The sequence below is a fragment of the uncultured Serinicoccus sp. genome (assembly GCF_947500995.1).
Lineage (GTDB): Bacteria > Actinomycetota > Actinomycetes > Actinomycetales > Dermatophilaceae > Ornithinicoccus.
The window spans coordinates 222,291-238,826 of sequence record NZ_CANMUA010000004.1 but is presented as its reverse complement, the minus strand read 5'-3'; the positions used below and the strand labels follow the sequence as shown (position 1 = coordinate 238,826).

Sequence of the window (16,536 nt, the reverse complement as noted above, 5' to 3'; positions counted from 1 at the left end):
GGCGCCGGCCGGTCCTCACCCGCCGAGCGCGGCATCCCGGATCGGGCCCATCTCGATCTTGCGCTGGGTGAGCATGACCTCGGTCGCCCGGCGGGCGACCTCGGGGTCCTCGTGGGTGGTGAGCTCGTCCAGCTCGGTCGGGTAGACCTGCCAGGAGACGCCGTAGCGGTCCCTGAGCCAGCCGCACTGGCTCTCCTGCCCGCCGCCCTCCAGCAGGGCCGCCCAGTAGTGGTCGGTCTCCTCCTGGGTGTCCGTCCGGAGCACGATGGAGAAGGCCTCGTCAGGGGTGAAGTGCGGCCCGCCGTTGAGGCCGGTGTAGCGCACGCCGGCGAGCTCGAACTCGACCGTCAGCACCGAGCCGACCGGCTTGTCCGAGGGTGTCTCCGCGGTGTATCGGCTCACCTCCAGGACGCGCGAGCCCGGCACGACGGAGCAGTAGAACTCGGCCGCCTCCTGCGCCTGGTCGTCGAACCACAGGCAGTGCCCGAGGTGGATCATGGGGGTCTCCCTCCGCTCTGGCGCGCCGGTGCGACACGCTGGTGGTGGTAGGACCGTGGCCGTCGCGCGGACTCATCGCCGCGCGTGGGGGCCGGGGGAGTCCTAGGGTGGGGTGATGCGAAGGGTATGGGTGTGGGTCGGCGTTATCCTGGTGCTGGGGTTCCTGCTGAGCCTGCCCTCGGTGGCTCTCTGGCGGCCCACGCCGTCCACCCCGCTGCGGCAGGGCGCGTTCGCCGTGGCCGGGTTCACCTTCCTGCTCTCCTCGCTGCTGCTGGGGCTGGGCGCCGTCCTGGCGGCTCTGGCTCTCGCCGTGCGCTGGGACCTGCTCCGGCTGCCGACGGGTCCACCGGCGGGCCGCGCGGCGGGCATCGGCGCCGTGCTGCTCGTGGCGGCCATCGCCCTGCAGGTGCTCCAGGGGTACGTCGGCCAGCTCGGCCTGCCGATGATGGTCGTGGTCAGCGTCGCCGGCGTGCTCCACGGTGTCGGTGTCGCGCTGATCGGGGTCTGGCTCCTCGGCACTCTGGCGCCGCCGTCACGGGACGCGCCGCCGCTGGTGTCAGACCAGTCACACCCCCGCTGACGGGCGGGTCGCGCCTCGGGTGGGCGGTCCCCCAGCGCCTACACTCGACGCCATGACCGACGTCCAGGGGGACAGCTCCGGAGGGGCCGACCGGCAGCGCGTGCTGCCGGTCACCGACCGGCTGTGGACGGTGCCCAACCTCCTCTCCATGGTCCGGCTGGCGCTGGTCCCCGTCTTCATCTGGGCGCTGGCCGAGCGCGAGCTGGGGTGGGCGGCGCTGGTGCTCGTGGTGGCCGGCGTGTCCGACTTCGCCGACGGCAAGATCGCCCGGCACTACGGGCTGACGAGCCGGCTGGGGCAGGTCCTCGACCCGATCGCCGACCGGCTCTACATCGCGGCGACGCTGCTCGGGCTCGCCGCCGTCGCGGTCATCCCCTGGTGGCTCGTCGCGGTGCTCTTCGCCCGCGAGCTGTTCATCGTGCTCATGTATCCCGTGGTCCGTCACCACCAGCTCCCGATCCCCGAGGTGACCTTCATCGGCAAGGCCGCCACCTTCAACCTCCTCGGGGGCTTCCCCCTCGTGCTGCTGGGTCACGTGCCGGGCTGGTGGAGCGTGCTGAGCCTGGCCTCCGGGTGGGCCCTCGTGTGGTGGGGCACCGTGCTCTACTGGGTGACCGGGCTGGTCTACGGCTGGCAGGTCGCGGTGATGGTGCGCGAGCGCCGCCGGGCCCGGGTGGCCGGCTGATGCGCCGGCCCGAGCCCGGAGCCCCGGGAGACCCGCCGACCGAGCGCGACCCCGCGGCCTCGATGGCGCTCCTGGAGCAGGTCCTCGACCCGCCGGTCGGCCCTGGCTACTCCTCGGCGGCGCAGGACCGGCTCGCCCAGGGGCTGACCCCCTCCTCGGGCACGCGGACGTGGCTGATGTTCGGGACGGCCGTGGCGCTGGGTCTGCTCTTCACCGTGACGGCTGCCACCCTCCGCACGCCGGACCCGGCCGAGGCGGCCGGCCGCGACCAGCTCATCGAGCGGATCGACGCGGCGCAGGCCCTGGGCGACGAGCGCAGCGAGCAGGTCGCGGACCTGCGGGCCGACATACGGGGCATCGAGCAGGCGCAGCTGCAGACCACCGGCAGCGGTGCCCGGCTGGCCGCCGCGGAGCTGCGCGCCGGAGGAGTCGCCCTCCAGGGGCCGGGGGTCGAGGTCACCCTGCGGGACGCCGAGCGGGCGACCGACGCCGCACCGGGGGACGAGGGCGAGCTGGAGCGGGTCACCTCGCGCGACCTGCAGCTCGTGGTCAACGGTCTGTGGGGCGCGGGCGCCGAGGCCATCGCCATCAACGAGCACCGGCTGACCAGCACGTCCGCGATCCGCTTCGCCGGGCAGGCCATCATCGTCGACTTCCGTGGCCTCACGCCTCCCTACGTCGTCCGGGCGATCGGCGACCCGGCGGCCCTGCAGGAGGAGCTGACGTCCGGGATGACCGGTGCCTACCTCACCGAGCTGGACCGGCAGTTCGGGCTCCGCTCCGAGGTCGTGCCCCAGGAGCAGTTCGTCGTCGGGGCCGGAGCGCGGCTCAGCACCCGCGAGGGCCGCATCCCGACCGAGCTGGCGCCCCAGACCCCGGAGCAGGACGACCTGCCGAGCTCGACCCCGACCCGTGAGGAGCCCCGGTGATCCCCGTCCTCGGCCTGATGGTCGGCATCGTCCTGGGGCTGGTCGTCAGCCCTGAGGTCCCGGGCTGGCTGCAGCCCTACCTCCCCATCGCCGTCATCGCCGCGCTCGACGCGGTCTTCGGCGCGGCCCGGGCCTCGCTGGAGGGCATCTTCAACGACCGCATCTTCGTCATCTCCTTCCTCTCCAACGTCGTCGTGGCGGCGCTCATCGTCTTCCTCGGCAACCAGCTGGGGGTGGGGGCACAGCTGTCCACCGGTGTGGTGGTGGTGCTGGGCCTGCGGATCTTCTCCAACGTCGCCGCCATCCGTCGGCACCTCCTGGGGGCCTGAGTGGCCGACGGAACCGACCCCCCGCCCCCGGACCAGAGCCCTCCGGCGGACCGGCCGGGGCGCCGGACCCCCCGGCTGCGCCGACGACCGCTGCCCAGCCGCGAGGAGGCGCGACGACGGCTGCGCGCCTTCAGCCGGTTCCACCCCACGCGCGGCCAGCTCGTCGCGGCCCTGCTCACCGCCTCGCTCGGCGTCGCGCTCGTCGCCCAGGCCCGGGTCACCGAGGAGGCGGGCCTGCAGCAGCTGCGGGAGACCGAGCTGGTGGCGCTGCTCGACGACGTCACCACGCGGGCGCAGGAGCTGGGCGTGGAGGTGGCCCAGCTGGAGGACGACCGATCCCGGCTGCTGGGCTCGGAGGGCGACGAGGCGGCCCGCGAGGCGGCCCGGCAGCGGTTGCAGTCCTACCAGATCCTGGCCGGCACCGTCCCGGTCGAGGGACCGGGGATCACCGTGCTCGTCGAGGACGAGGGCGGCGTCATCACGCAGACGATGCTGCTGGACGGCATCCAGGAGCTGCGCGACGCGGGCGCCGAGGCCATCCAGGTCGGCACGGTGCGGGTGGTCGCCTCCTCCTACGTCGGGACCGGCGACCAGGGCGAGGTGCTGCTGGACGGCCAGGCGCTCAGCACCCCCTACACCATCACCGCGGTGGGGGACGCGCATACCCTCGCCGGAGCCATGGCCATCCCCGGAGGCTTCTCCGACTCCCTGCGCGGGGCCGGCGCGGGCGTGACCGTGGTGGAGGCGGACACGGTGCTCATCGATGCGTTGCACGAGCCGAGCGAGCCTCGTTACGCTCAGCCTGTGCCGCCGACCCAGGCCCCCTAGGTCGCGGCAGGCCACTGCCGTCCGAGACACGCACGGCGACCGGTACGTCCGTCCGAGGAGAGCGATGAGCACCTTGCAGTACCCCGATGACCTGCGTTACACGACCGACCACGAGTGGGTCCGCGACGTGGGGGACGGGGTGGTGCGGGTCGGCATCACCGCCTACGCCCAGGACGCGCTCGGCGACGTCGTCTACGTCTCGCTGCCCTCCGTGGGTGACGACGTGGCTCCCGGGGACTCCTGCGGGGAGGTGGAGTCGACCAAGTCGGTCAGCGACATCTACGCCCCCCTCGCGGGCGAGATCACGGCGGTCAACGACCTCCTGGACGCCACCCCCGAGCTGGTCAACACCGACAGCTACGGCGAGGGCTGGATGTACGAGCTCAAGCTCGCCGACCCCTCCGTCCTGGACGGGCTCATGGACGCCGAGGCCTACGAGAGCCAGCTCGACTGAGGTGTCCGGGGCCTGACGTAGAGTTGGGTCACCACCGTCGACCGCCGGTCGACGGTCAGCACGCCCACCCCACCGACGAGGAGGTCCGCACCATGAGTGGCGACGATCGTGACCGCGAGCACCACGACCTGGGTGCCGACCCGACGACGGCCCGCCTGCCCGGCGGCGTGGACCTCCCCGCGGCCGAGTACTCCTTCGACGACGAGGCCCCCCGGCTCTCCGCCGACGACCAGCGCACGGTGGACGCGCTGCGGCCGGGCACGGCCCTGCTCATCGTGCTGCGCGGGCCCAACTCCGGGGCCCGGTTCCTGCTCGACGCCGACGAGGTGAGCTCCGGGCGCCACCCGCACAGCGACATCTTCCTCGACGACGTCACCGTCTCCCGCCGGCACGCCCTGTTCGTCAAGGAGCAGGACGGGTATGCCGTGCGCGACGTCGGGTCGCTCAACGGCACCTACGTCAACCGGCAGCGGATCGAGGAGATGCCGCTCAGCCAGGGCGACGAGGTGCAGATCGGCAAGTTCCGGCTGGTCTACTACCTCGGTCGGTCGTGAGCTCGGCGGCCCACGACGACGTTCCCGCCGGACCGGCGAGGGGGGTCTCGATCGGTGCTGTGCTCAAGCAGCTGCACGGCGACTTCCCGGATCTCACCGACTCCAAGATCCGCTACCTCGAGCAGGAGGGGCTCATCAGCCCCGAGCGCCGCGCCTCCGGCTACCGCCACTTCACCGAGGCCGACATCGCCCGGCTCCGCTTCGTCCTCACCGCCCAGCGCGACCGGTTCTGGCCGCTCAAGGTCATCAAGGACGCGCTCGACCGGCTGGACCGCGGACTGGACGTGCCGGGCCTGACCACCCCCGCACCCGCCGCGACCCCGGCCACCCCGGCGCCGGCCCCGCCCGCCGAGGTCTCGACCGGCGTGCCGGTGGCCGACCTGAGCCCCGGCGCGCTGCGGCGACGCCGGGCGGTCCGCCTGTCCCCGCCGGAGCTGCGCGAGCGCACCGGCCTCGACTCCGCGGCCTACGCCCAGCTCAAGGCCTTCGGTCTGCTGCGCACCGACGCGGGGGGCAAGCACCAGGCCGACGACGTCGATGTGGCCGAGGCCGCGGTGGCGCTGTCCCGTTACGGGCTGGAGGCCCGGCACCTGCGGCTCTTCCGGGTGGCGGCGGACCGCGAGATCGGGCTGACCCAGCAGCTGCTCGAGCCGCTGCGTCGCCGGCGCGCCCGGGGCGCCTCCGGCCCGGACCCGGCCGACCGCGAAGCCGAGCTGCTGGCGCACACGCTGTCCCTGCACGTCGCCCTCGTGCGCTCCGGGCTCGCCCAGCGCTGAGCGCTCGGACCCGCCGGTCACCTCCGGCCCCGCGCTCGGCGGCCGGGAGCGGTACCGTGGCAGGGTGAGAGAGCTCGACGTGCTCGGTGTCCGGGTCGAGATGCCGAACAACAGCCCGATCGTCCTGCTGCGCGAACGCGACGGGCAGCGGTACGTCCCCATCTGGATCGGCGCCCCGGAGGCCACCGCGATCGCCTACGCCCAGCAGGGCGTCGAGCCACCGCGGCCCCTCACCCACGACCTCATGGTCACGATGATCGGGGCGCTCGGGCGGACGCTGGAGGAGGTGCGCATCACCGGTCTCCAGGACGGCATCTTCCACGCCGAGCTGCACTTCGACGGCGAGACCGTCCTGTCGGCCCGGCCCTCCGACGCCATCGCGCTCGCGCTGCGCTCGGCCACCCCGATCCGCACCACGGAGGAGCTGCTCGACGACGTCGGCGTGACGATGGCGGTCGAGGAGGAGGACGAGGTCGAGCGCTTCCGGGAGTTCCTCGACGAGGTGTCGGCGGAGGACTTCGAGTCGCCCGGGGAGCCCGGCACCGACGAGGACCGGGGCTGATGTCCCGGCGTGGCGTCGTTGACCAGGGGTGCCGCTGCGCATACCGTCGACCCGTGCCCATGCGGCACCTCAGCCACACGAGTCACAACTGCGAGGAGGACCGGTGAACGCTGGAGCAGACGCGCCGGGCGGGTCGAGCGAACGCCCGGTGGACCAGCCGGCCGCCTCGCAGGGGCTGCTGTTCACCGAGGACACCGCTGCGCTGGACGACGGGATCGGCTACCGCGGCCCCACGGTCTGCGGCGCCGCCGGCGTCACCTACCGCCAGCTCGACTACTGGGCCCGCACCGGCCTGCTGGAGCCCTCGGTGCGCAACCCCTCCGGCTCGGGCACGCAGCGGCTCTACAGCTTCCGCGACATCCTCGTGCTCAAGATCATCAAGCGGCTGCTCGACACCGGGGTCTCGCTGCAGCAGATCCGGGTGGCGGTGACGGCCCTGCGCGAGCGCGGCGTCCAGGACCTGGCGCACATCACCCTCATGAGCGACGGGGCGAGCGTCTACGAGTGCACCAGCGACGACGAGGTCATCGACCTGGTGCGCGGGGGCCAGGGCGTCTTCGGCATCGCGGTCGGCAGCGTCTGGCGCGAGGTCGAGGGCCAGCTCGCCCAGCTGCCCAGCGAGCGCGCCGACGCCCCGGTCGGCGAGCACCCGGGCGACGAGCTGTCCGCTCGCCGACGGGCCCGCAAGACCTCCTGACCGGCAGGCCCGCCGGGGTCGACCTGGGCCAGACCGGTGCTAGATTGGTCACGCCGACGACGTCGCGTGGGAGAGTCCTCACCCTGCAGCGGTGAGGCGCCGAAGGGGCATACTCCCCACCAAGCTCTCAGGCGCCCGGGACCACGCGAAGCAGGCAACTCTGGAACGTCCCGTGCGCGGGACCGGCAGAGGGGGAGGTGCCAGCGCAGGCCCGAGCCCGAAGGAGCCCTCCGTCCATGAGCCACCACGCACCCGACTTCGTCGCGCGTCACGTCGGTCCCCGCCCCGAGGACGTCGAGCGCATGCTCGAGGTCGTCGGCTACGACAGCCTCGAGGCCCTGGTCGAGGCGGCCACCCCCGAGGGGATCCGCGGCGCGGCGCCGCTGGCGATCGAGGCCGCGCCCAGCGAGCAGGCGGTCATCGCCGAGCTGCGCGAGCTCGCCGGCCGCAACACCGTCGTCACCCCCATGATCGGCCTGGGCTACTACGGCACCCAGACGCCGCCGGTGGTCCTGCGCAACATCCTCGAGAACCCGGCCTGGTACACCGCCTACACCCCCTACCAGCCGGAGATCTCCCAGGGCCGCCTCGAGGCGTTGCTCAACTTCCAGACGGTCGTCACCGACCTCAACGGCCTGGCCGTCGCCGGCGCGTCCATGCTGGACGAGGGCACGGCGGCCGCCGAGGCCATGGCGCTGATGCGCCGCTCCAGCAAGGTCACCCAGGACGCGGTGCTGCTGCTCGACGAGCACGTCTTCCCGCAGACCGAGGCGGTCGTGCGGGCGCGGGCGGAGGCCATCGGCTGGCAGGTCGTGACGGCGGACGTCAGCGGGGTGGCCGACACGGAGGGCCTGCGGGCCGCGGCGGGGGACCGTGAGGTCTTCGGCGTCCTGGTGCAGTACCCCGGCGCCGACGGCCAGGTCCGCGACTTCGCCGACCTGAGCAGCGCCGCGCACGAGGCCGGCGCCCTCGTCACGGCCGCCGCGGACCTGCTGGCGCTCACCCTGCTCGCCCCGCCCTCCCGCTGGGGCGCCGACGTCGCCGTCGGCAGCACCCAGCGCCTCGGGGTGCCGCTCGGCTTCGGCGGCCCGCACGCGGGCTACCTCGCGGTGCGCGACGGCCTGGAGCGCACCCTGCCGGGCCGCCTCGTCGGGGTCTCCAAGGACGTCGACGGCAAGCAGGCCTACCGCCTGGCGCTGCAGACCCGCGAGCAGCACATCCGGCGGGAGAAGGCCACGTCCAACATCTGCACGGCGCAGGTCCTGCTCGCCGTCATGGCCTCGATGTATGCCGTGTGGCACGGCCCGGAGGGGCTGCGCCGGATCGCGCGGCGGGTGCACGACCAGGCGTCCGCCCTCGCCGAGGTGCTCACCGCCGCCGGGCTCGAGCTCGCCGGCGACCGCTTCTTCGACACCCTGCAGGTGCGGGTCCCCGGTCGGGCCGACGAGGTGCTCGCCGCGGCGCTCGAGCGCGGGATCAACCTGTGGCGGGTCGACGAGGACACCGTGCTGCTGTCGGTCGACGAGCTGACGACGACGGCCGACCTGCGCGCCGTCGCGGAGGCGTTCGGGGCCGACCCCGACGGGCTGCCCGCCGGCGACGGGCCGGGGGAGCCGGCCCCCGGGGAGGACCTCCCGGCCGTGTTCGGCGACCTCTCCCGCGCCGGGGACGAGGCATACCTCACCCACCCGGTGTTCTCCAGCCACCGCAGCGAGACCGCGATGCTGCGCTACCTGCGTGCACTCTCGGACAAGGACTACGCCCTGGACCGGGGCATGATCCCGCTGGGGTCGTGCACCATGAAGCTCAACCCGACCACGGCGATGGAGTCGGTGACCTGGCCGGAGTTCGGGTCGATCCACCCGTTCGCGCCGGCCGACCAGAGCGCCGGCTACCGCGAGCTCATCGACCAGCTGTGCGGCTGGCTGGAGGAGATCACCGGCTACGACCGGGTGTCGCTGCAGCCCAACGCCGGCGCCCAGGGGGAGTTCGCCGGGCTGCTCGCCATCCGGAAGTACCACCTGGCCCACGGCGACGACCAGCGGACCGTCTGCCTCATCCCCGCCAGCGCGCACGGCACCAACGCCGCGAGCGCGGTGATGGCCGGTCTCAAGGTCGTCGTGGTCAAGAGCACCGGCACCGGGGAGGTCGACCTCGAGGACCTGCGCGCCAAGATCGACACCCACCGCGAGCAGCTCGCGGCGATCATGGTGACCTACCCGTCGACGCACGGCGTCTACGAGGACACCATCACCGAGCTCTGCGAGCTGGTGCACGACGCCGGCGGCCAGGTCTACGTCGACGGCGCCAACCTCAACGCCCTGCTCGGGATCGCCAAGCCCGGGGAGTTCGGCGGCGACGTCAGCCACCTCAACCTGCACAAGACCTTCACCATCCCGCACGGCGGCGGCGGCCCCGGCGTCGGTCCGGTCGCGGTGCGCGAGCACCTCGCGCCCTACCTGCCGAACCACCCCTTCGACGAGCAGGCCGGCCCGAGCAGCGGCCCCGGACCGATCTCGGCAGCCCCCTTCGGCTCGGCCGGCATCCTGCAGATCCCGTGGGCCTACATCCGGCTCATGGGCGGGGAGGGGCTCACCCGCTCCGGGCAGGTCGCCGTCCTGTCGGCCAACTACGTCGCCCGCCGTCTGCACGAGCACTTCCCGGTGCTCTACACCGGGGACCACGGGCTGGTGGCGCACGAGTGCATCCTCGACCTGCGCGGCCTGACCAAGGCCACCGGGGTGAGCGTCGACGACGTGGCCAAGCGGCTCATCGACTACGGCTTCCACGCCCCGACCATGTCCTTCCCGGTGGCGGGGACCCTCATGGTCGAGCCCACCGAGTCCGAGGACCTCGCCGAGATCGACCGCTTCATCGACGCCATGATCGCCATCCGCGGCGAGATGGACGAGGCCGCGCAGGCCGAGGGCGGCGTCGAGGCGAGCGCGCTGCGCGGGGCGCCGCACACCGCGCTGTCGCTGGCGGGGGAGTGGGACGCGTCCTACGACCGGATGAGCGCGGCATACCCCCAGGGTGTCGACCCCGACCGCAAGTACTGGCCGCCGGTGCGCCGGATCGACGGCGTCTACGGCGACCGGAACCTCGTCTGCTCCTGCCCCCCGCCGGAGGACTTCGAGTCCTGAGCGCGCCGCTCGTCGGTGGTGGTGGTCATGCAGCCCCCAGTGTGTGAGGATTCAGCGCATGGGCCAAGAGGTGAGTCACAGCGAGTTCACGCGGGAGCAGCGGATGGCGTTCCGCGCCAAGGTCCGCGACGACCTCGACTGCTTCGAGCAGATGCTCGAGGGGAGCCGGTTCGACTTCACCCGACCGCAGATGGGCCTGGAGATCGAGCTCAACCTCGTGGACGAGGAGACGCTGGACCCGGCGCTGCGCAACCGCGAGGTGCTGGCCGACATCGGCGACGGCGACTTCCAGACCGAGGTCGGGCGCTACAACATCGAGCTCAACGTGCCCCCGCGGCCGATGGCCGGCGACCAGGCCGTACGGCTGGAGCGCTGGCTGTCCCAGTCGCTGCGGCGCGCCGGTGACGCGGCCCGCGGCCACGACTGCCGGGTCGCCTCGGTGGGGGTCGTCCCCACCCTGCAGGCCGAGCTCTTCGACCAGCCGTGGCTGTCCGACGGGGTGCGCTACACCGCGCTCAACGACTCCCTCATCCGGGAGCGCGGCGAGGGGCTGGAGCTGGAGATCGAGGGGCCGACGGGGGAGCGGGTCGAGAGCTACCACGACACCATCGGGCCGCTGTCGGGGTGCACCTCGGTCCAGCTGCACCAGCAGGTCACGCCGCTGGACTTCCCGGTCTACTGGAACGCCGCGACGGTCATCTCCAGCCTGCAGATCGCCGTCGGCGCCAACTCGCCCTACCTCTTCGGCAAGCGGCTGTGGGCCGAGACCCGCATCCCGCTGTTCACGCAGATGACGGACACCCGCTCGATCGAGCTCAAGCACCAGGGCGTCCGCCCCCGCGCCTACTTCGGGCGCACGTGGATCACCTCGATCTTCGACCTCTTCGAGGAGAACGTCCGGTCCTTCCCGGCGCTGCTGCCGGAGAGCTCGGACGAGGACGCCAAGGCGGTGCTCGCGGCCGGCGGGGTGCCCCACCTGCTCGACCTCAAGCTGCACAACGGCACGGTATGGCGCTGGAACCGTCCGATCTACGACACGACCCAGGGCGTCCCGCACCTGCGGGTGGAGAACCGCGTGCTGCCCGCGGGTCCCACCGCCGTCGACACGGTCGCCAACGCCTGCTTCTACTACGGGCTGCTGGAGTCCTTCACGACCAGCGGTCGCCCCATCTGGACCAAGATGTCCTTCGCGGACGCCGACCGCAACTTCCGGGAGGCGGCCAAGCACGGCATCGCGGCGACCCAGGTCTGGCCCGGTGTCGGCACCCTGCCGGCCGTCGACCTGGTGGCCGACCACCTGCTGTCGGTCGCCGACGACGGCCTGGCTGCCCTGGGGCTGCGGCGTGAGGTCCGCAGCCACTACCTGTCCGTCATCGAGGGCCGCTGCCGGGCGCGGACCAACGGGGCGAGCTGGCAGGTGGCGGTCACCGAGGCCTACGAGGCCGCCGGCTGGTCCCGACCGGAGGCGCTGCGCGCCATGTTCGGGCACTACCTCGACCACTCCGAGGAGAACACCCCGGTGCACCTGTGGGACGTGCCGGACGTCCAGGCCGAGCACCCTGTGACCGGGGACCGGCAGGACGTCGCGGAGCGCTCGGCCTAGCGGTGGTTCCAGGCCTCCACCGTGGGCTGCTCGCGGTGGTGGCCCAGGATGGCCACGGAGCCGACCTCGAAGGTCAGGTGCTGGCCGAACCGCGGGGCCTGCCTCAGGTAGACGCTGGTGAGGATGCGCAGCGCGTGCCCGTGGCCGACGAGGGCCACGTCCCCCTCGAAGAGATGGGGCCACACCCGCTCGAGCACGACGCTGGCGCGCCCGGAGACCTGCTCCACGGTCTCGCCCGGGGTGTCGCCGGGGACGACCCCGTGGTGGAAGACGTTCCACCGGTAGCCCAGCTCCCGGCGGATGTCCGGGGTGCTGCGCCCCTCGTAGCCGCCGTAGTCCCACTCCTTGAGGTCCTCGTCGATCTCGTCGACCCGCAGGCCCGCGAGCTGCGCGGTGTGCCGGGCGCGCTGCAGCGGCGAGCAGCGGACGTGGGCGAAGGTCCGCCCCTCGAGCACCTTCTGCAGCCCGCTGGCCGCCTCCTCGCCCTCGGGCAGCAGCGGCAGGTCGGTGAGGCCGGTGTGCTGGCCGGAGCGCGACCACTCGGTCTCGCCGTGCCGGATCAGCACGAGGCGGTGCGGGGGGATGGCAGGGCCGGGGATCTCGCTGGTGGGGTCGTCCATTCCTGGCACACTACCCACATGCCTGATGACAGCTACCGCTCCGTGTCCCTGACCCGCACCGGGCCCGGCCAGTTCGAGGCGGTCAACGCGCGTGGCGGGTCGATCCCGGTGGGTATGGGCGCCGGGGAGGACGGGACGGCGTTCTCGCCGGTCGAGCTCCTGCTCGTGGCGGTGGCCGGCTGCTCCGGCATCGACATCGACCTGCTCACCTCGCGCAAGGCCGAGCCGTCGTCCTTCGAGATCTCGGCCGGGGCCGAGAAGCTGCGGGACGCCGACGGCAACCACCTCGGGCCGGTCACGGTCACCGTGCAGGTGAACTTCCCGGAGGGACCGGGCGGTCAGAAGGCGCGCGACCGGCTGCCCGACGCCGTCGCCAAGTCCCGCGACCGGCTGTGCACCGTCTCCCGGACGGTCGCCCTGCCGACGCCGGTCGACTTCGAGATCCGCTGAGCCGAGCCGGTCGCGGTATGCCGTCGCCCGGTCCCTCCCCGGGTGGCGCGGGTGGCGTGGGGGAGGGTCTGCTGCGCACCCTCACCCTGCGCGACGCCGTGGGGGTCGGGCTGGGGGCCATGCTGGGGGCCGGGGTGTTCGCGGTCTGGGGACCGGCCACGCAGGCCGCCGGCGTGTCGGTCCTCGTCGCGGTGCTCCTCGCCGGGGCGGTCGCCACGTGCAACGCGCTGTCCTCCGCGGCGCTCGCGGCACGCCACCCCGCCGCCGGCGGTGCCTACGTCTACGGCCGCGAGCGGCTCGGCCCGCTCTGGGGATACCTCGCCGGGTGGACCTTCGTCGTCGGCAAGACGGCCTCGTGCGCCGCCATGGCCATGACGGCCGCCGCCTACCTGGCACCGGGCCGGGAGAGGACCGCGGCCGTCGTCACCGTGGTCGCGGTGACGGCGCTCAACCTCGCGGGGGTGCAGCGCTCCGCCGGCGTCACCCGGGTGGTCGTCGGGGTCGTCCTCGCCACCCTCCTGGGGGTCCTCGTCGCGGCCGGCCTGCCTGGCACCCCGGCGCCCGGGACCGTCCCGGTGACGCTCGGCGACGACGTCCTCGGCCTGCTGCAGGGTGCGGGCCTGTTCTTCTTCGCCTTCGCCGGCTACGCCCGCATCGCCACCCTCGGCGAGGAGGTCCGGGACCCGCGGCGGACGATCCCCCGCGCGGTGGGCATCTCGCTGACGGTGGTCCTCGTGGTCTACCTGCTCCTCGCGGTGGGCCTGCTGCGCGGTCTGGGGGTGGAGGCCCTCGCGGGCTCCTCGGCCCCCGTGGCCGCCCTGGCGGCGGTGGCCCTCCCCGGACCGGGGGAGGGGGTGGTCCGGGTGGTGGCCGGGCTCGCGGCCCTCGGTGCCCTGCTCAACCTGCTGCTCGGCATCTCGCGGACGACCGTCGCCATGGCCCGGGACGGGCACCTGCCGCGGGCGTGGGCCACCCTCTCCGGGCCGCGCCGGGTGCCCCGGACGGCCGAGCTGGTGGTCGGCGCGGTGCTGCTCGTGGTGGTCCTCCTCGCGGACCTGCGCGGGGCCATCGCCTTCTCCAGCTTCGGGGTGCTGCTCTACTACGCGGTCGCCAACGCCAGCGCCCTCACGCTGCGGGGGCAGTGGCGCGGGGCTCCCTGGGTGCCCGGGCTCGGCCTGGCCGGGTGCCTGACGCTGGCCCTCGCCCTACCGGGGTCCGCCGTCGCCGGAGGTCTGGCCGTCCTCGCCCTGGGGCTGGTCGGCTACGCCCTGACCCGGGGCCGGGACGCTGCGCGGTGAGGAGCCGGACGTCGGCTCCGAGGGGTGGGCGGCCCGGGGCTGCTCGGCGTGGCCGGTGTGCAGGTGGCCCGCGCCGCGCAGGTGCTCCTGCACCCGGTGCGCCCCCTTGACCCCGAGCAGGGCCCGTGGGTGGATCGGCTGCCCCGCCCGGACCACCGAGATCTGGCCGTTCGGCTCCAGGACCACCAGGGCCACCTGGGCGAGGTGGCTGACGCCCGCCTGACGCAGGGCGCTCCACAGCATGGGCGTCGTCAGCCCGTAGGTCCGCATGGTGTCGGTCTGCACCTTGCCCGCCACCACGAGCACGGCGGCGCGGGCGCGCGACTGCTCGTCCAGCTGGGGCAGCGGCAGCCGGCGCAGGTTGCGGAAGAGCACCTCCAGGGTGGCCAGGGTGCCCAGCGCGATGAGCCCCCCGGTCAGGGTCGGCACGTGGCCCATCGTGGACCGGCCGACGATGGCGCCCAGCACGGTGACGATGGCGAGGTCGAGGCTGCGCGGGCTGGAGTAGAGGCGCTGGCCCCACAGCCGCAGCACCGCGCCGAAGACGAAGTAGATGGTGACCGTGCTGAGCACCACGGCGATCGCCCCGGCCGGGGTGATCCCGATGTAGTGCCACAGGTCACGCATGGCCCCATGGTGGCAGACGGCCCCCGACAAACCGGTGGAGGTCCGTCGGTGCCGTCGGGCAGGCTAGGAGCATGGACGAGGACATGGCGCCGGGCACGGCATACCGTTGGAGCAGGCTGGGGGACGAGCACGTCTCGGCGTGGGCCGAGCTGGTCAACCACCTGGCGGTCGTCGACGGGACGGAGGAGTTCCTGTCCGCCGAGGACCTCGCGGAGGAGCTGCGCACCCCCGGGCACGACCCGAGCCAGGACTCCTGGGCGGTCTGGGCGGGCGACGCCATGGTCGGCTACGGCCTCGCCTTCGCCCCGCCGTCGACGGACCACGAGGGTCAGGCCCGGGGTTACCTCGGCGGCGGCGTGCACGCCGACCACCGGGGGCGCGGCCTGGGCACCGAGCTGCTGGACCGGCTCGAGCCGCGGGCCACCCAGCTCGTGGCGCAGCGCCACCCCGGGGTCCCGGGCTACCTGTCCGCCGGTGGCGGGAGGCAGGACTCCTCGGCGCAGCAGCTGCTCACCGAGCGCGGGTATGCCGTGGCGCGCTGGTTCAACCTGCTGACCCGTCCGGTGACCGACGCCCCGGTGGTCGGGCCGGTCGAGGGTGTGGAGCTGCGCGCGCCCCGGGAGGAGGACGAGGAGGCCGTGCGTCTGGCCCACAACGCCGCCTTCCGCGACCACTGGGGATCCGGGCAGCAGTCACCCGAGCACTGGCACGAGCACTGGGCCTCGCGCAGCTCCCGGCCCGGGCTGTCCACCCTGGCCTGCGGGCTCGACGGGGAGCTGGCCGGACAGGTCCTGGCCTACGTCATGGTCGGCCAGTGGGTCGACCGGGAGGCCTACGTCACCATCCTCGGCACGATCCCGGAGGCGCGGGGGCGCGGGATCGCGGCGGCCGCCCTGGCCCGGACCATCGAGGAGGCCGGGCGCAGCGGCGACGTCGACGTCATCGAGCTGGACGTGGACTCCGCCAGCCTCACCGGGGCGACCCGGCTCTACGAGCGCCTCGGGTTCGCGCACAAGCACGCCACGTCGGCCATGCGTCGGCCGCTCCCTCCGTCGTCCTAGGCTGGTCGGGTGACCTCCGCACCCGACGCCCCGACCGGCCCGCTCGCCCAGACCGTCATCGGTGACGACGGACCCACGGTGGTCTTCTGCCACGGCCTGCTGGGCCGGGGCCGCAACTTCACCGGCATCGCCAAGGCCCTGCAGCCGGACCTGCGGTGCGTCCTGCTCGACATGCCCGACCACGGCGGGTCCCCGTGGACCGAGCGCATCGACTACTCGACCGCCGCAGGGCTGCTCGTCGAGCAGCTGCGGGTCCTCGCGGCCGACGGACCCGTGCACCTCGTCGGACACTCGATGGGCGGCAAGACCGCCATGACCGCCGCCCTCACGGCACCGGAGCTCGTCGACCGGCTGGTCGTGGTCGACGTCAGCCCCACGGGGGCTGGGCAGGTGGGGGAGTTCGAGCACCTCATCTCCGCGATGCTCGCGATCGACCTCGAGGCGATCAGCTCGCACGGCCAGGCCGACGCCGAGCTGGCCGCTGCCGTGGACTCGCGCATGCTGCGCGGCTTCCTGCTGCAGAACCTGCGTCGCGACCCCGAGACGCACACCTTCGGCTGGCAGCCGAACCTCGAGGTGCTGCTGCGCGACCTCGGCACCATCACCGGGGACGTCCCGCACGGCGGCCGGACCTTCGAGGGGCCGGTCCTGTGGGTCGGTGGGAGCGAGTCGGACTACATCACGCCCGAGCAGGAGGGCCCGATGCGGGCGCTCTTCCCCCGCACCGTCCAGGTCACCATCAAGGGTGCCGGGCACTGGGTGCACTCCGAGCAGCCGGAGGCGTTCACGGCGACGCTGCGCCACTTCCTGCCGGCCGGCTGACCGCAGCCCGGCGGCCGACC

General features: G+C 73.5%; 19 protein-coding genes and 1 riboswitch. Of the genes, 16 read left to right on the top strand and 3 right to left on the bottom strand.

Annotation, left to right across the window (positions count from 1 at the left end; genetic code table 11):
• Positions 1-15: 15 nt before the first annotated feature.
• The gene (locus tag Q0967_RS08215; RefSeq protein ID WP_298749245.1) at positions 16-498 is read right to left on the bottom strand and encodes a VOC family protein; all 483 of its coding nucleotides are present in this window, start codon (positions 496-498) and stop codon (positions 16-18) included.
• Positions 499-628: 130 nt separating this feature from the next.
• On the opposite strand from Q0967_RS08215, the gene Q0967_RS08210 reads away from it, so the two are divergent.
• The 12 genes from Q0967_RS08210 to Q0967_RS08155 all read left to right on the top strand — a co-directional run bounded on the left by Q0967_RS08210 (position 629) and on the right by Q0967_RS08155 (position 11,638).
• Positions 629-1,078, top strand: coding sequence for a hypothetical protein (locus Q0967_RS08210; protein WP_298749247.1), 450 nt, complete (start codon positions 629-631; stop codon positions 1,076-1,078).
• A gap of 52 nt (positions 1,079-1,130) precedes the next feature.
• Complete coding sequence (locus Q0967_RS08205) at positions 1,131-1,763, top strand: CDP-alcohol phosphatidyltransferase family protein (RefSeq protein ID WP_298749249.1); 633 nt, start codon at positions 1,131-1,133, stop codon at positions 1,761-1,763.
• Complete coding sequence (locus tag Q0967_RS08200) at positions 1,763-2,692, top strand: DUF881 domain-containing protein (RefSeq protein ID WP_298749251.1); 930 nt, start codon at positions 1,763-1,765, stop codon at positions 2,690-2,692. Before Q0967_RS08205 ends, Q0967_RS08200 begins: the two co-directional genes overlap by 1 nt.
• Positions 2,689-3,021 carry a small basic family protein gene (locus Q0967_RS08195; RefSeq protein ID WP_298749253.1) on the top strand — a complete coding sequence of 111 codons (333 nt, stop codon included), beginning with the start codon at positions 2,689-2,691 and terminating at the stop codon, positions 3,019-3,021. The genes Q0967_RS08200 and Q0967_RS08195 overlap by 4 nt, the downstream gene beginning before the upstream one ends.
• Positions 3,022-3,849 carry a DUF881 domain-containing protein gene (locus Q0967_RS08190; RefSeq protein ID WP_298749255.1) on the top strand — a complete coding sequence of 276 codons (828 nt, stop codon included), beginning with the start codon at positions 3,022-3,024 and terminating at the stop codon, positions 3,847-3,849.
• A 64-nt stretch (positions 3,850-3,913) separates the two neighbouring features.
• A complete protein-coding gene (gcvH, locus tag Q0967_RS08185; RefSeq protein ID WP_298749257.1) occupies positions 3,914-4,303 on the top strand; it encodes a glycine cleavage system protein GcvH in 390 nt (129 codons plus the stop codon).
• A gap of 92 nt (positions 4,304-4,395) precedes the next feature.
• Positions 4,396-4,857, top strand: a complete 462-nt coding sequence (locus tag Q0967_RS08180) for an FHA domain-containing protein (RefSeq protein ID WP_298749259.1) — start codon at positions 4,396-4,398, stop codon at positions 4,855-4,857.
• Positions 4,854-5,633 carry a MerR family transcriptional regulator gene (locus Q0967_RS08175; protein ID WP_298749262.1) on the top strand — a complete coding sequence of 260 codons (780 nt, stop codon included), beginning with the start codon at positions 4,854-4,856 and terminating at the stop codon, positions 5,631-5,633. The genes Q0967_RS08180 and Q0967_RS08175 overlap by 4 nt, the downstream gene beginning before the upstream one ends.
• A 64-nt stretch (positions 5,634-5,697) precedes the next feature.
• The gene (locus Q0967_RS08170; protein WP_298749266.1) at positions 5,698-6,195 is read left to right on the top strand and encodes a bifunctional nuclease family protein; all 498 of its coding nucleotides are present in this window, start codon (positions 5,698-5,700) and stop codon (positions 6,193-6,195) included.
• A gap of 148 nt (positions 6,196-6,343) precedes the next feature.
• A complete protein-coding gene (locus Q0967_RS08165; RefSeq protein WP_298749706.1) occupies positions 6,344-6,892 on the top strand; it encodes a MerR family transcriptional regulator in 549 nt (182 codons plus the stop codon).
• Between the two features lie 57 nt (positions 6,893-6,949).
• A riboswitch (glycine riboswitch) is annotated at positions 6,950-7,046 on the top strand.
• 82 nt (positions 7,047-7,128) lie between these two features.
• Positions 7,129-10,035 carry an aminomethyl-transferring glycine dehydrogenase gene (gcvP, locus tag Q0967_RS08160; RefSeq protein ID WP_299449585.1) on the top strand — a complete coding sequence of 969 codons (2,907 nt, stop codon included), beginning with the start codon at positions 7,129-7,131 and terminating at the stop codon, positions 10,033-10,035.
• Between the two features lie 58 nt (positions 10,036-10,093).
• On the top strand, positions 10,094-11,638 hold the full coding sequence (locus tag Q0967_RS08155) for a glutamate--cysteine ligase (RefSeq protein ID WP_298749270.1): 1,545 nt from the start codon (positions 10,094-10,096) through the stop codon (positions 11,636-11,638).
• Here the strand turns inward: Q0967_RS08155 and Q0967_RS08150 are convergent.
• On the bottom strand, positions 11,635-12,258 hold the full coding sequence (locus tag Q0967_RS08150; RefSeq protein WP_298749272.1) for a histidine phosphatase family protein: 624 nt from the start codon (positions 12,256-12,258) through the stop codon (positions 11,635-11,637). The two genes, Q0967_RS08155 and Q0967_RS08150, sit on opposite strands and share 4 nt — an antisense overlap.
• Before the next feature lie 18 nt (positions 12,259-12,276).
• On the opposite strand from Q0967_RS08150, the gene Q0967_RS08145 reads away from it, so the two are divergent.
• The gene (locus tag Q0967_RS08145) at positions 12,277-12,708 is read left to right on the top strand and encodes an OsmC family protein (RefSeq protein ID WP_298749274.1); all 432 of its coding nucleotides are present in this window, start codon (positions 12,277-12,279) and stop codon (positions 12,706-12,708) included.
• 17 nt (positions 12,709-12,725) lie between these two features.
• On the top strand, positions 12,726-14,006 hold the full coding sequence (locus tag Q0967_RS08140; protein WP_298749277.1) for an APC family permease: 1,281 nt from the start codon (positions 12,726-12,728) through the stop codon (positions 14,004-14,006).
• On the opposite strand, the gene Q0967_RS08135 is transcribed toward Q0967_RS08140, so the two are convergent.
• A complete protein-coding gene (locus tag Q0967_RS08135) occupies positions 13,914-14,633 on the bottom strand; it encodes a DUF421 domain-containing protein (protein ID WP_298749279.1) in 720 nt (239 codons plus the stop codon). The genes Q0967_RS08140 and Q0967_RS08135 overlap by 93 nt on opposite strands.
• 71 nt (positions 14,634-14,704) lie before the next feature.
• Between Q0967_RS08135 and Q0967_RS08130 the strand changes: the two genes are divergently transcribed.
• Positions 14,705-15,694 (top strand): GNAT family N-acetyltransferase, encoded by a 990-nt coding sequence (locus Q0967_RS08130; protein WP_298749281.1) that lies wholly within the window; start codon positions 14,705-14,707, stop codon positions 15,692-15,694.
• Between the two features lie 9 nt (positions 15,695-15,703).
• Complete coding sequence (locus Q0967_RS08125; RefSeq protein ID WP_298749283.1) at positions 15,704-16,516, top strand: alpha/beta fold hydrolase; 813 nt, start codon at positions 15,704-15,706, stop codon at positions 16,514-16,516.
• Positions 16,517-16,536: the final 20 nt, after the last annotated feature.